The organism is Pseudomonas sp., from assembly GCF_035512415.1.
GTDB lineage: Bacteria > Pseudomonadota > Gammaproteobacteria > Pseudomonadales > Pseudomonadaceae > Aquipseudomonas.
Genome location: NZ_DATKDZ010000039.1, coordinates 38,010 through 52,094, shown reverse-complemented (window position 1 = coordinate 52,094; position 14,085 = coordinate 38,010). Strand labels below are relative to the sequence as shown.

Annotated in this window: 13 protein-coding genes and 1 pseudogene; 6 read left to right on the top strand and 8 right to left on the bottom strand. The window is 65.2% G+C overall.

The features are described from left to right. Positions 1-118: 118 nt before the first annotated feature. Positions 119-616, top strand: coding sequence for a transcription elongation factor GreB (greB, locus tag VMP31_RS20365; protein WP_325509530.1), 498 nt, complete (start codon positions 119-121; stop codon positions 614-616). Position 617: 1 nt separating this feature from the next. On the opposite strand, the gene VMP31_RS20360 is transcribed toward greB, so the two are convergent. Continuing rightward, on the bottom strand, positions 618-926 hold the full coding sequence (locus tag VMP31_RS20360) for a class I SAM-dependent methyltransferase (RefSeq protein ID WP_325509529.1): 309 nt from the start codon (positions 924-926) through the stop codon (positions 618-620). Positions 927-1,515: 589 nt separating this feature from the next. Here VMP31_RS20360 and VMP31_RS20355 point away from each other — a divergent pair. Further along, positions 1,516-2,460 (top strand): triacylglycerol lipase, encoded by a 945-nt coding sequence (locus VMP31_RS20355; RefSeq protein WP_325509528.1) that lies wholly within the window; start codon positions 1,516-1,518, stop codon positions 2,458-2,460. Between the two features lie 58 nt (positions 2,461-2,518). Beyond that, entirely contained in the window at positions 2,519-3,544 is a 1,026-nt protein-coding gene (locus tag VMP31_RS20350) for a lipase secretion chaperone (protein ID WP_325509527.1), read from the top strand. 123 nt (positions 3,545-3,667) lie between these two features. Here the strand turns inward: VMP31_RS20350 and VMP31_RS20345 are convergent, their stop codons facing one another. Next, on the bottom strand, positions 3,668-4,102 hold the full coding sequence (locus VMP31_RS20345) for a DoxX family protein (RefSeq protein WP_325509526.1): 435 nt from the start codon (positions 4,100-4,102) through the stop codon (positions 3,668-3,670). Between the two features lie 126 nt (positions 4,103-4,228). Next, the gene (locus VMP31_RS20340) at positions 4,229-5,617 is read right to left on the bottom strand and encodes a transglycosylase SLT domain-containing protein (protein WP_325509525.1); all 1,389 of its coding nucleotides are present in this window, start codon (positions 5,615-5,617) and stop codon (positions 4,229-4,231) included. A gap of 229 nt (positions 5,618-5,846) precedes the next feature. Between VMP31_RS20340 and VMP31_RS20335 the strand changes: the two genes are divergently transcribed. The 3 genes and pseudogenes from VMP31_RS20335 (at position 5,847) to VMP31_RS23490 (ending at position 8,271) form a co-directional block, all read left to right on the top strand. Further along, positions 5,847-6,671, top strand: a complete 825-nt coding sequence (locus VMP31_RS20335; protein ID WP_325509524.1) for a TatD family hydrolase — start codon at positions 5,847-5,849, stop codon at positions 6,669-6,671. Between the two features lie 31 nt (positions 6,672-6,702). Beyond that, positions 6,703-7,401 (top strand): annotated as a pseudogene (locus tag VMP31_RS23495) (HAMP domain-containing protein); the annotation flags it as partial. Beyond that, positions 7,387-8,271: a methyl-accepting chemotaxis protein gene (locus VMP31_RS23490; protein ID WP_414705482.1), complete on the top strand. Its 885-nt coding sequence runs from the start codon at positions 7,387-7,389 to the stop codon at positions 8,269-8,271. The pseudogene VMP31_RS23495 and the gene VMP31_RS23490, both read left to right, overlap by 15 nt. Positions 8,272-8,352: 81 nt before the next feature. On the opposite strand, the gene VMP31_RS20325 is transcribed toward VMP31_RS23490, so the two are convergent. The 5 genes from VMP31_RS20325 to VMP31_RS20305 form a co-directional block, all read right to left on the bottom strand. Then, positions 8,353-9,150 (bottom strand): acyl-CoA thioesterase, encoded by a 798-nt coding sequence (locus tag VMP31_RS20325; protein WP_325509522.1) that lies wholly within the window; start codon positions 9,148-9,150, stop codon positions 8,353-8,355. A gap of 97 nt (positions 9,151-9,247) precedes the next feature. Then, entirely contained in the window at positions 9,248-10,018 is a 771-nt protein-coding gene (locus VMP31_RS20320) for a CHAD domain-containing protein (RefSeq protein WP_325509521.1), read from the bottom strand. A gap of 68 nt (positions 10,019-10,086) precedes the next feature. Further along, positions 10,087-12,081 carry a DUF3488 and transglutaminase-like domain-containing protein gene (locus tag VMP31_RS20315; protein WP_325509520.1) on the bottom strand — a complete coding sequence of 665 codons (1,995 nt, stop codon included), beginning with the start codon at positions 12,079-12,081 and terminating at the stop codon, positions 10,087-10,089. Next, positions 12,078-13,031: a DUF58 domain-containing protein gene (locus VMP31_RS20310; protein WP_325509519.1), complete on the bottom strand. Its 954-nt coding sequence runs from the start codon at positions 13,029-13,031 to the stop codon at positions 12,078-12,080. Before VMP31_RS20310 ends, VMP31_RS20315 begins: the two co-directional genes overlap by 4 nt. Next, on the bottom strand, positions 13,028-13,945 hold the full coding sequence (locus tag VMP31_RS20305) for an AAA family ATPase (protein WP_325509518.1): 918 nt from the start codon (positions 13,943-13,945) through the stop codon (positions 13,028-13,030). Before VMP31_RS20305 ends, VMP31_RS20310 begins: the two co-directional genes overlap by 4 nt. Between the last annotated feature and the right edge of the window lie 140 nt (positions 13,946-14,085).

The following is a 14,085-nucleotide window of genomic DNA, read 5'->3' as shown; positions in this document are numbered from 1 at the left end:
CTAGAGTCCTGCAAGGCAAAAACAGGCGAGGAAGCGGAGTGTACTTTTGTACATGAGCATTCCGAGCCTGTTTTTAACGCAGCAGGGCCGACGCGCAGCAGACGTTGAATAGGTTCTTATGAGTCGCTACCGCCCACCCCGCACCGCCGGCACACCACTAATCACGCCTGAGGGTGAGGCGCGCCTGCGCGCCGAGCTGCATGAACTCTGGCACGTGCGCCGGCCGCAGGTCACCCAGTCGGTCAGCGAAGCGGCCGCCCAGGGCGACCGCTCGGAGAACGCCGAGTACACCTATGGCAAGAAGATGCTGCGCGAGATCGACAGCCGCGTGCGCTTTCTGACCAAGCGCCTGGAGAGCCTCAAGGTGGTCAGCGCCCGCCCCAGCGATCCCGACAAGGTCTATTTCAGCGCCTGGGTCACCCTGGAGGATGAGGACGGAGTGGAGTCGCGCTACCGCATCGTCGGCCCGGACGAACTGGACCTGAAGCTCAACCTGATCAGCATCGACTCGCCCCTGGCCCGCGCCTTGGTCGGCAAACCGCTGGACGCCGAAGTGCGGGTGCAGACCCCAACCGGCGAGAAGACCTGGTATATCGTGGCCATCGACTATCCCTGAGCTAACGCCGGGTAATCAGCCCCTGCCTGGCCACCCGCGTCAGTTGTCGCACGCTTTCCTCCAGATGCTCAGCGCTGGGTGCCTGCAGCACGGCCAGGTCGAAACTGTCGCTGGCAAAGCGCGCCAGCGATTCGCCGTCATGCACGAAGTGGATCAGAAAGGTCCGCGGCCCGGCCCAGCGCCTGGGCCAGCCGTCGAGGTAGCGCAGCAAGGTGGGCTGATGGCTGCCGCCAAGTAGAATTTTCGGATTGCGCTGCAGCGGCCCTGAGGTGATCGGGGCCAGGCGTATCTGCGGTTGGGGCCTGTGCATCGGTGTGTCTCCGCCTCATTAATCCCGCTGGGCAGCGGTGAGAGGCGACACCGAACCAGCGCTTTAGCGGTATTTCGAAGCCTCCGTGGAGTACTTCTCAGGGCCTCGCGTGCAGCAAGTAACCCGGCGCCCCGCAAGTAGCTGTTTAAATCGGCGCATGGGTCGGCATCCTAGAGAAGCCCGCACAGAACTGTCAAGACAGCACCTCAGCCGCCTGGCCTGCTGCCGAACTGCACCGGACAGCCCACCCGCGTCACCCCATCCTTAGATTGGCAGACCTGGAAGGTTGCTCTGCTCACATCCAAAGTCGAGGCCTCCAGCCGCCATTATCGGCCCCTGCAGCGCTGCTCTTTGTGACGAAACGACTACAGCCACGGTGTCGCCACGTAACAGGCGGCGGCCGCGTACAGCGCCACCAGTTGCTCGCCTGAGCCCGCCAAGGTGCATGGCAGAGCGCCGCGCGGGTTAGTCGCGAAAACTGGCATGGTTCCTGCGCTATCGCTTGCGCCGCAGTACTCGCCACCGGATGGGCGTGACGGCTGCAAGGAATGCTTTTATCGCCTGACCCAATCCCCTTGCGAGAGCACCCATGAACAACAATAAGACCCTGCTCGCCCTTTGCCTCGGAGCCGGCCTGCTGGCCTCCGGCCAGACTCATGCCTTCTGGTTCGGCTCCTCGGGCTACACCCAGACCAAATACCCGGTCGTGCTGGCCCACGGCATGCTCGGTTTCGACAGCATTCTCGGCGTCGATTACTGGTATGGGATTCCCTCGGCGCTGCGCCGCGACGGTGCCAGTGTCTATGTCACCGAAGTCAGCCAGCTGGATACCTCGGAAGCTCGCGGCGAACAGCTGCTGGAACAGGTCGAGGAGATTGTCGCCATCAGCGGCAAAGCCAGGGTCAACCTGATCGGCCACAGCCATGGCGGCCCGACCATTCGCTATGTCGCCGCGGTCAGCCCCGAGCTGGTGGCCTCGGCAACCAGCGTCGGTGCCCCGCATAAGGGCTCGGCGACCGCCGACTTTATCCGCCAGGTGCCCCCGGGCTCTGCCGGCGAAACCCTGCTGGCCGGCATCGTCAACGGCCTCGGCACGCTGATCAACTTCCTCTCCGGCAGTTCCAGTACCTCGCCACAGAATGCCCTGGGCTCCCTGGAGTCGCTGAACAGCGAGGGCGCGGCGGTGTTCAATGCCAAGTTCCCCCAAGGCATCCCGACCACTGCCTGCGGCGAAGGGGCCTACCAGGTAGGCGGCGTGCGCTACTACTCCTGGAGCGGCACCAGCCCGGTGACCAATATCCTCGACCCCAGCGATCTGATGCTCGGGGCCAGCGCCCTGACCTTTAACGGCGAAGACAATGACGGCCTGGTGGGCCGCTGCAGCTCGCATATGGGCAAGGTGATCCGCGACAACTACCGGATGAACCACCTCGACGAGGTCAACCAGACCTTCGGCCTCACCAGCCTGTTCGAGACCGACCCGGTCACGGTCTACCGCCAACAGGCCAATCGCCTGAAGAACGACGGTCTGTAACCTCTGCATCGGGGGCCCAGGCCCCCTTTCCAGCCCCGCCCCTGGAGCCCTGTACCCCGTGAAAAAACTTCTGCTGCTTGCGCTATCGCTATTCGCTGTCTGCCTCGCCCTGCTGCTCTACTTGCAACCCCGCGAGCAGTTCGCCGACGCGGCTGCGCCAAGCCCCGCCACAGCGGCGCAGGCAAGTGCGCAGCAACCCATGGCCATTGCCAGCACCCAACCGAGCGCTTTGCCCGAACGGGTGCCGGCACTACCGGCGTCCTTTGCCGGCACCCAGGTCGACGGGGTGTTTCGCCTCGACAGCAATGGCAACCTGGTGATCAGCGAGGATATCCGGCGGATATTCGACTACTTTCTCGCCGCCGTTGGCGAAGAGCCGCTGCGCAGCAGCGTCGAACGCCTGCAGGCCTATATCGCCAGCCAGCTGCCGGCACCCGCCCGCGACCAGGCCCTGCTACTGCTCGAGCACTACCTCGACTACAAACGCCAGCTGGTTCTGCTCGAACGCGACCTGCCGCAGATGGCCGACCTGCAGGCCCTGCGCCAGCGGGAAGCGGCGGTACAGGCCTTGCGCGCGCGGATCTTCGACAGCCAGACTCACCAGGCCTTCTTTGCCCGCGAAGAAGCCTACAACCAGTTCAGCCTGCAGCGCCTGGCGATCGTCCACGACAGCAGTCTCGATGATGCCGCCAAGGCCGCCGCGGTCGACCAGTTGCGCAATAGCCTGCCGGCCGAGATGCAGGACAGCGTATTGCCGCAGCTGCAGAACCAGCTGCGCCAGCAAACCGTCCAGTTACAGGCCGCCGGAGCCAGCCCCGGACAGATCCGCCAGTTACGCCAGCAACTGGTTGGGGCCGAGGCCACCGAGCGCCTTGAGGCCCTCGATCAGCAACGCCTTGGCTGGAGCCAGCGGATCGAGCAGTACCGCCAGGCCAAAGCCGCCCTCCAGGCCAACCAGGGCCTGAGTGCCAGCGACCGCAGCGCAGCGATTGCCCAACTGGCCGCAGACAACTTCGATGAACGCGAACGCCTGCGCCTAGATGCCGCCGAGCAACTGGCAGCCAGCCGAAGCACCCGTCCATAGCGGCCCCTGCAAGCAGCGCCACTCTTCCCCAGACACCCCATGCAACACGCATTGGATACAAAGCAAAAAAAATGCCGCTCACCCGGCTTAGGTGAGCGGCATTGGCGCAGCTGCGGAGGTTGGTTAGCCAGCGATGCGCTTGTCCAGGGACAGCTTGCCCGCACCTTCAAGCATCACGGCCAGGCTGATCGCCAGCAGGGCCAGGGCAAACTCGTAGCCGTTGTTGCTCATAAAGAAGCCATTGGCCAGGTGCACGGTAAAGATCGCCACCAGCATGGTGACCGCCAACACCGCCGCTGCAGGGCGTGCGAGCAGCCCGACGATCAGCGCCAGGCCGCCGAAGAACTCGGCACTGCCTGCCATCAAGGCCATCAGGTAACCCGGAGCCAGGCCGATGCTTTCCATCCACTGGCCCACGCCTTCCAGGCCATAACCGCCAAACCAGCCGAACAGCTTCTGCGCGCCATGGGCGGCAAAGGTCAGGCCGGCAACAATGCGCAAAACGGTCAGGCCGTAGCCTGCTTGGGTGCTTACCAGGGATTTGATCAGGGCGTTCATATGCAGCGGTCCTTGTATGGGGGAAGTGATGGAGCAGATATTAAATTAATTAACAGATAATAAAAGCCGATTAAATCGCTAAAATACATCAAATTAATAAATCAATATTCCACCTGACCTGCCCCATCAGGGCTCCAGCAGATAGCGCTCTCGCTCATAAGCAAGGTAGTACTTGTTTACGCTATTCACATAACTGACCACCCCCATGCCCAGCTGCTCCATGGCCACGCGTTCGACCTGGAAGAACCACTGGTTGGGATTCAGGCCGCGCCGCCGGGCTTCGGCGCGCAGGCTTTGCACCCGCTGCGGCCCCAGGTTGTAGCCGGCCAGGACGAACGCCATGCGCTCGCGCTCGTTAAGCTGGGGGCTGCTGAAGAAGTTGCGGCGGATCGAGGCCAGGTACTTGCTGGCGGCCTGCACATTGTTATCCAGCACGCCGATATTGCCGACCCCCACGCTACGGGCCGCCGCCGGGGTGATCTGCATCAGCCCGGTGGCACCACCGGCACCCCGCGCCGCCGGGTTGAGGGTCGACTCCTTGAACGCCAGCGCCGCCAGCGCCAGCCAGTCGAAATCATGCTGCGCGGCATAGCGTTGCAACACCGGCCGGACCTTCTCCAGACGCTGGCGCTCGAGACGCCCCAACGGGTACTGCACCCGGTACAGGCGGCGATAGACCCGCTGAAAGGCGGCGTCCTGGTCCGACGAGTCGCGGTACCCCTTGAGAAAGGCATCGAGGCTGGCCCCCAGCATGGTGGCCTCGCGGCGCAGGTACCAGCGCATAGCGCCATCGTTGGCCAGGACCAGCTGGGTGTCCAGACGCAGCTTGGGCATCACCTTGGCCCAACGCTGGGCGATGGGCAGCTCCACCGCGGTCATGCTGAAGATTCCCGCCTGCACCATTTCCAGCACATCCTCGACGGCCAGACTGGGGTCGACCCACTCCACCGCCACCGGCGAGCGCTGGCTGGCGATCAGGCGCTGGTTGAGCTTGCGTATCGCCTCACCCGCCACGCTGCCGGCGGGTAACGCCAGGCTCCGCCCGGACATCTGCTCCAGGCTCTGGTAACGCCGGTCGCCCTGGCGGGACACGATAATCAGCGGCACCTTGCTGCGCAGCGCAACGCTGGCCCTGAGGCTGCCCCCGGGGGGCTTGTTAAGCAGTTCACCCGGAGCGACCAGATCGCCCTCGCCGCGTTGCAGCGCGCCCAGCAGCTGGTCCTTGGCCCGGGGAATCAGCTTGAGCCTGAGCGTCTTGCCATCCGCGGCATTGCGATTGAGGTATTGCTCGAAGGCGCGCAGGCGCTGATATTCGACGCCGATATTCTGACCCTTGACCGCTCCGGAACTGTTGCGGCTCTGGTTGACCAGCACCCTCAGCTCGCCGCTGCTGCGAATGCTCGCCAGGTCCCGGACCGCGCTGCTGGCCGGTGTGCTCTGCAGTGGGCCGGCCACGCGCGCCACTGCGGCCCAGGGCAGCAGCAACAGACAGAGCATAAGCACGGCTCGGGACATCGAAGCTCCAGGGCAAGGTCAGCCGATCGATAAAACGATCACTAAGAGTGCGGTGGTAGTGGTAGGTTCCCCACGCGCGGGGGCGCGGAGGTTGGCACAGACGCCCTGCCGATGCCAGCCCATGCTGGTCAAATGGATTAACTAACCATCTTAACTTGCTGTAATTTAAGGCTTTATTTTCAGTTAAAAAGCTCTGCTATGCTGCTCGATCAAAACCACAGGTAGCACCATGCAACTCATCGACATCGGCGTCAATCTGACTCACCCAAGCTTTGCCGAACAACGTGAAGCCCTGCTCGCCCGTGCCTACGCCGCTGGCGTCACCCAAATGCTGGTCACCGGCACCAGTCTGGAGGAAAGCCAACAGGCCCTGGAGCTCTGCCTGCAGCTCGATAGCGAGGGCCAGCAGCTGTTCAGCACCGCTGGCGTCCACCCCCACGATGCCAGCAGCTGGAACCACGACAGCCACAGCCAGCTCAAGGCCCTGTTGAGTGAGCCGCGGGTACGCGCGGTGGGCGAATGCGGCCTGGACTTCAATCGCGACTTCTCGCCCCGGCCGCAGCAGGAATACGCCCTCGAGCAGCAGCTGGCCCTGGCCGCGGAGCTGCGTCTGCCGGTGTTTCTCCACGAGCGCGATGCCGATGAGCGCCTGCTGGCGATTCTGCGCGATTACCGCGACCACCTGCCGGCTGCCGTGGTGCACTGCTTTACCGGGGAGAAACGGGCACTGTTCAACTACCTCGACCTGGATCTGCATATCGGCATCACCGGCTGGATCTGCGATGAACGCCGCGGCACCCACCTGCATGCCCTGGTCAGGGAAATCCCCGTGGGCCGCCTGATGCTGGAAAGCGACTCGCCCTTCCTGCTGCCACGCAGCCTGCGGCCCAAGCCCAAGAGCGGGCGCAACGAACCGGCGCTGCTGCTTGAAGTATTGCGCGAGGTAGCCCTGCATCGTGGTGAGAGCGAGGCCGAGCTGGCGGCGCACACCAGTGCCTGCGCCCGAGCCTTTTTCGGCCTGCCGCTGCTGGCGAGCCCTAAAGTCTTGGACTGAAGCGTCGCTATAGCGAGTGACGGTCTCGTTGATGGAGATCAACGGGCGCGCAACGGCCCGAACCGATAATGCGGCACTTTGCCATCCCCCACTCTCGCCACCGACAGAAGAAAACACCATGGGCAACTGGGTTAGCGATCTCTCCCTCAAATACAAATTCTGGGCCGTCAACGCGGTGGCCTTTTTCACCACCTTGCTGCTGGTGCTCTATGCCGTGCACGTGGAGCAGCAGGTGCACGCCGAGCAGGCCAAGCAGACGGCGCAGCAACAGGCCCAGCTCCTCAGCCAGTGGCCTGCGGAGCAGGCGTTGCCCAAGGCTGCCAACCTGCTGAGCTTTACCCAGGACGCGCCGCCCCGGTTGGCCAACAACCAGGGCGCGCTGCTGAGCCGAGCCCGCGGCTGGGTCGAGCTCGATGCCGCTTCTGTGACCAGCAGCGACGATCTGATCGGTGCCGAGGTGATCGAGCGCGCCGACGGCCAGCGCCTCGCCGTCCTGGCCCACGCTCCGAGCCTGATCCAACTGGTGTTCGAGCGAGCCCCCGGCTACGCCCTGGTGGTCGCCCTGCTGATGCTGATTCTGCTGGGCGCATCGCAGCTGCTGATCCGCTTTCTGCTGAGCCACCTCAACACCCTCAAGGACGTGATGCTGCGGGTGGAAAGCAGTGGCGACCTGAGCGCCCGCGTGCCTCTCGAGGGCCGCGACGAAGTCGGCCAAATGGCCAGTGCCTTCAACGCCATGCAGGCCGGCTATCAGCGGATTGTCGGCATCGTCGCGCAGTCCGCCGCGCGTCTGGATGAAGGCTCCGAGCGCCTCGCCGTGAGCATGCGCGAAGTGCGCCAGGGCATGCTCGCGCAGCAGAGCGAAACCGAGCAGGCGGCCACCGCGATCAATGAAATGTCGGCCACCGTGCACCACATTGCCGAGCACACCGCCGATACCCGCGACCAGTCGAAAACCGCCGAACAGCTGGCCCGCAGCGGCCAGCAGGTGGTCAACAAGGTCGCCCTGTCGATCGCCGGTTTGTCCAGCGGCGTGCAGCAGACCGCGCAGATGATCGAGCAGCTGGCCGCCGACAGCCAGAAGATCAGCGGCGTGGTCAGCGAGATTCACGGCATTGCCGAGCAGACCAACCTGCTCGCCCTCAACGCCGCCATCGAAGCCGCCCGGGCCGGGGAAATGGGCCGTGGCTTCGCCGTAGTGGCCGACGAGGTGCGCAACCTGGCCAAGCGCGTGCAGGATTCCACCGACGAGATCACCCAGATGATCAACACCCTGCAGAGCGGCACCCGCGATGCCGTGGAGTTTATGCAGGACAGCTCGATCAAGGCCGACGAATGCGTCAAGCAGGCCGATGAAGCCGGTCAGGCCCTGAGCGCCATCACCGGTTCGGTGGCACATATGCGTGAGAGCAATACCCAGATTGCCGTGGCTGCCGAACAGCAGAGCCAGGTTGCCGAGGAAATGAACCGCGCGGTGATCCGCATCCGCGACGTGACCGAGCTGACCGTGGGCCAGACCAGCCAGTCCGCCGCCACCAGCAGCGAACTGGCCGGGCTGGCGGGAGAACTGAACAAGGCGATCCGCCAACTCAAGCTCTAAGCCCGCCGCATCTGCACGCGCACCTGCCTCTAGAAGGCGTGGTGCGCCGTGCGCCCTAGGTCAATCCTTCGTTAAGACGGCCTAACCGAATACCGCCACGGTTTGCCGGCTGATCGCCAGCAACTCGCCCTCGGCGGTCCACAGCGCCGCCGCCACATGGCCGTAGCCGTCGCGGGCATGTTCGATCTGCGCCCGGTACAGGCACCAGTCGAGGGTGGTCAGGTCGGCCACCGGCTGGACGAACTCGATGGTCCAGGTCAACGAACTGCCCGGTGCCGGCGCACTCAGGTGTGGCAATACCGCCGGCGGCCAGGCATCCACCAGCGCCAGCAGGTGAGCCTCGCTGACCGCCTGCACCTCGCTCTCGCCGCGCAGGCGCACCCAACCGCCCATTTCCCGCGAACTGTTGTTGGTGAACGGCATACCGCCAAAGGCCCAGCGCATCGCCAGAAAGCGGGTGAACTCCGGGGTGACCTTGGCGATATAGGGCAGCTCCTGGCAATCCTCCACTGCGCGGGCCTGGGGTGCTGGTTCGGCCGCCACCTGGATACGCGAATCGCGGCCGCTGCCGAAACTGCCCTGGATCAGTGTCACCACCTGGCCATTCTGCACCGCGCGGCCCAGCACCTGGCTGACCGCCTTGCCTTCGCGCAGCACCTCGACCTCGAAACTCACCGGCACATCCGGCTCGGCCGGGCCGACAAAGGTAATTGCCAGGGAGCGCGGCGGCCGTCCAGGCGTAACTCGGGCACGCATGGCCTCATAGACCAGGGCCGCCATCAGCCCGCCAAAACTGGCCCGGCCCTGGCCCCAGGAAGCGGGGATCACCACGGCTTGCGGGCACTGGCGCACCGCCTGGAGTAACTCGGAAAAAACCATAACCACCTCGGTATCGAATACCCGGGTGATCTTAGGGCAAAGGCGACTAGGGATGACACGACATTTCGGTCAAACCAGGCGAAGGGATAACGACTTTTCAGTCAGAAGAAGCAAACCCCGCGGTCAACCCCAGCAAGGCACTGTCCGCCTGCTCCTCGGCGCGCTGCAGCGCCGCACGCCAGGCGGGCACGCACGGCTGCAAATCCGCCTCGGCTTCGGCGCGCAGCAGCCACTGCCAATGGTCGTGCCAATCGCCCAGCGCCGACTGCGCCTGTTTGAGCTGCAGGCGCACGCGCTTGGGCAACTCGGCCAGTTGCGGATAGGCCTCGGCCGCATAGCGCAGGCGCTTGGCCAGCAAGCGCAGGCGATGACGGTCATGGGCGGGATCAAGCAGGGCCTGCGCCAGACGTTTGCGATCCTTGCGCAGGCGCTTTCGAATCAGCTTGTCCAGACCATGTAGTTGCCCGCTACTGGCTGCCTCACGCCACTGTTGCGGCCACTCATCCAGCGCGCGCAGCAGCTGCGTCAGCGGCGCACTGGCGAGCAGCTCGGCATAGCCCTTCTCCAGCAGGGGCTGACGCAACTGCGCGGCGCTATGCAGTTCTTGCTGCTGCAGATAACGCTGCAACACTTCGAGATCGCGCAGTGGGCCGGTCAGGCGGCCCAGCTGCGCCGCGCGCTGCTGCAGATCCGCACAGGCGGCGATAGAGGAAAGCGGGCGCAGCAGACTGCGCAGCTGGCGCAAGGCGATGCGCAGATCATGCAACGCCTCGTCATCGGTTGCTGCCACGAGCCGTTCACGGCAGGCAAACAGCCTGACCTGTATGCGCAATACGTGCTGCGGTACCTCATCGATCAAGCCTTGCATCGCAACACTCCTGTGAAATCGCCACTAGCATATGCTCCCATTGGCCGACCGCAAGTGGCCAATGGTCGCTATGGCTGCACACGCGTCAAACGCCAGGGCAAGGCGCGCCGCAAGGTTTTCAGATGGCCACGCAGCTGCGCCAGTGAAGGTGCCTGGCCGGCATAGCGTTGCGCCTCGAAGGCCGCGGCAAATGCGCGTATGGCCGAGGCCTGGGCGGGTAAGGCCTGGGCCGCCCGCTCGGCGTACGCGCGCGGACCTTCCCCCGGCAGACGGCTGAGGCCGTGGCGCGCGAGCAATCGCTCGAAACGGCGGAACATACGCCGCTGCACATCCCGTTCACGCTGCCAGGGCTTGAATAGCCACAGCGCCAGCAGGCCGAGCAGCAGCGCACCGCCACCGACCAGGCTCAGCGCCAGGCTTTGCCCATCGATACGGCCCAGCCAGCGTTGCAGAAAGGCCAGCTGCTGCGCACTCTGATAGCCCAGTACCCAACGCTGCCAGCCGTAATTGAGGTTGTCCCAGCCCATGCGCAGCTGGTTCAGCCAGCTCAACTGGCGATAGCGCAGCGGCGACAACGGCGAGCCCTCGAGAAAGCTCTGCTCCCCGGCCAGGGCCTCTTCCAGGCCCAGCTCGATACGCTCGGGAGCCACCTGAAACGTGGGGTCGACGCTGACCCAGCCGCGCCCCGCCTGCCAGTACTCGACCCAGGCATGGGCATCGAACTGGCGCACCTGCACATAGTTGCCCGCCGGGTTGTACTCGCCGCCCTGATAACCGGCCACCACCCGCGCCGGAATCCCCGCAGCGCGCAACACAAAGGTCATGGCCCCGGCGTAATGGGCGCAGAAGCCGCTGCGCGTGTCGAACAGGAAGTCGTCGATATTGTTCTGCCCCAGCGGCGGCGGCCGCAGGGTGTAGTGAAACGGTTCGCGGTTGAAATGCTCGAGCAGAGCCTGTACCAGTTGCTCGGGCTGGGCATGCTGGCGCTTGAGCTCGGCCGCCCAGGCGCGGCTGCGCGGCTCGCCCTGCGCCGGCAGCTGCAGGGTGCGATTCAGACCGCCGGCCACCTGTTCGGGCTCACGCAGCGCCTCGGGCCAGGAACTCACCTGATAGATCAGCGAGCGCTCCACCGGCAGACGCCGCTGCAGGCGAAAATCACTCATCTGCCGGGTCTGCTCTAGGCTGGTTTCGGCCACGTCCAGGGCAAACAGCCAGCGCTGCGAGCTGGGTTGCATCACCACGCTGTAGCGCAGGGCCTCGCCGCGCTTGCTCCAGCTTGGCGCGGGAGCCTGCTGGGTAAAGCTGGACTGCGACCAGCGCCGACCGTCGAAATGCTCCAGGGTCAGGGCGCGCCAATAGAGCTCACTGCGCTCCGGGGTCGGGCCGGCGAAACTGGCGCGGAAGGCCAGCTCCGGCGAACGGCTCAACTCGGCAATATCCGCCGGGGTCATGCTGTCGGCCAGGCCGCTGACGCTCTTGTCGCTGGGCACCGGCAATGCCCACAGTGGACCCAGGCGCGGAAAGAACACGAACAGCAACAGCATCAGCGGCAGCGCCTGCAACAGCAAACCGCCGGCCAGGCGCAGAGTGGGCCAGGGCTGGGTGGCCAGGCTGCTCTGCTGCAGGCCGATCATCGCGGCCAGCAAGGCGGTGACCGGCAGCAGGCTGAACAGCGCCATCAGCATGCTGTCGTCGAACAGGTAGGCGGTAACCACGGTAAAGAAGCCGAGGAAGATCAGCACCAAGGCATCGCGCCGCGTGCGCATTTCCACCAGTTTGAGAACAAAGGCGGCAATCAGCAGCACCACCCCGGCGTCCAGGCCGATCAGGCTGCCGCGGGACAACAGTACCCCCAGCACCGCCGCCAGCATCAGGCCGGCCTTGGCCCAGCCATTGGGGTAGCCGGCGCGCATGCGGAAGATCTGGATGCGCCAGCCGGCGCAGCCCAGCCACAGGGCCACGATCCAGAGCGGCAGGTGGCCAAGATGGGGAAGGATGACCAGCACCTGGGCCACCAGCAACCAGGTCAGGCTGATCCGCGGAATACCGCCGCCCCGACTCATGCCGGCTCACCGAACAGCGCCAGGGCGCGCAGGCAGGCCTCGCGGTGCTGCTCGCCGCTGTCGGCGGCCAGCATGCAGCCCGGCAGGCTCAGGGCAAAGGGCTGCTGCCGCGCGGACAACTGCAGCACCCAATGGCAGAGTAGCGACAGGCGCGCTTCGACATCGCCACCCAGGGCGGTGAAATCCAGCAGCGGATCGCGGCCACTGAGGGAGGCGAAGTCCTTGACCAGCAGGCCCTGGCCACGGGAATAGGCCTTCCAGTGCAGGCGGCGTTTGGAATCGCCGGGCTGGTAAGTCTTCAGGCCCTGGTAGTCGTCCACGCCCTGGCCATGGGCGCGGCTGCCCTCCTCCTGATCCTCACTGGCTCCGGCCGCCAGCGGCAGATCGCCCTCGATAGGGCGCGGGTAGACCAATAACGCCAGGTCCAGATCGACCCAGCTCCAGGCCACCAGAATCCCCAGTGGAAAGCGGCTTTCCACCCGCAGTCGACCGGGGCGCAACCAGCCACGACGCAGCGCCGGCAGGCTCAACTGGCATTCGCTAAGGCCCTGGGCGGCGACATCCAGGGTCTGCAGCTCGGCCGGCGGCCAGCCCAGGCTGACCGCCTGATGGGCCCGCGCACTGCTCTCCAGGCGCACGCGGAAGCTGGCATGTTCGCCGACAAACACCGCCGGCGCGCTGCCCGCCTTGAGGATCAGGCCGGCCAGGTTGCGGTAGGTATGCAGAATCGCCACCACGAACACCGCGGCGAGCATAAAGGTCAGGCCATAGGCCAGACTGTTCTGGTAATTGATCGCGGCCAGCAGCATCAACACCAGCGCCAGGATAAAAGCGCCGCCGACCAGGCTGGGAATGATAAAGATGCGCCGCTGGTTCAGGCGTACGCTGGCGGCCGCCGGAATGCGCCGGGCCAGCCAGCGCTGCCAGTAGGGTTTGAGCCGACCGCTCAAAGCGCCGGCACCTCGCGCAGCAGCCACTGCACCAGGCTGCCGCCGCCATGACCCGCAGGGTCGGCGCGTTCACGCAAACGGTGACCGACCACCGAGGGCAGCACCGCCTGGACATCCTCGGGGATCACATAGTCGCGCCCAGCGAGGAAGGCCCAGGCCCGCGCCGCCGCCAACAGCGCCAGGCTGGCCCGCGGCGACAGGCCCCAGGCGAACTGCGGCTGGCTGCGGGTGGCCTCGACCAGACGCAGCACATAATCGACCAAAGCATCGCTGGCGCGCACCTTGGGCACCTCGGCCTGGATCAGGGCCAGCTCGCGGTGATCGAGAATCGGCTCCAGGCGCGGCAGCAGCGAGCGCCGCGAATCGCCCAGCAGCAACGCCTTCTCCGCCGCTTTGCCTGGGTAACCCAGAGACAGGCGCATCAGAAAGCGGTCCAGCTGCGACTCCGGCAAGGCGAAGGTGCCGCCCTGGCTCACTGGGTTCTGCGTGGCGATCACGAAAAAGGGTTCGGGCAACGGCCGGGTCGCGCCCTCGATGGTCACCTGGCCCTCCTCCATGGCTTCGAGCAGCGCACTCTGGCTTTTCGGTGTGGCCCGGTTGATCTCGTCGGCCAGCACCAGTTCGGCGAAGATCGGCCCCGGATGAAAGACAAACTGCCCGGTGTCCTTGTCGAACACCGAAGTGCCGAGAATATCCCCGGGGAGCAGGTCGGAGGTGAACTGGATACGCTGAAAACTCAAGCCCAGCACCCGCGCCAGGGCCTGGCTGAGGGTGGTTTTGCCCATGCCGGGCAAGTCCTCGATCAGCAGGTGGCCCTCGGCCAACAGGCAGGTCAGGGCCAGCCGCACCTGCGCCTCCTTGCCCAGCAATACCTGGTTGACCGCCTGCAGCACTGCTTCCAATTGGGTGCGCATCTATTACTCCTTCCAGTCCGAGTTCGGATGCTACTGCGCCGCGTTGCCACGGCATAGCCGCTGGAAATCTTTACTGACGAACTTGTGAGCCCTGTATTGATCCAGGCCACCTTCCGCGCCTGCCTGGTTGTGTAGGCTAA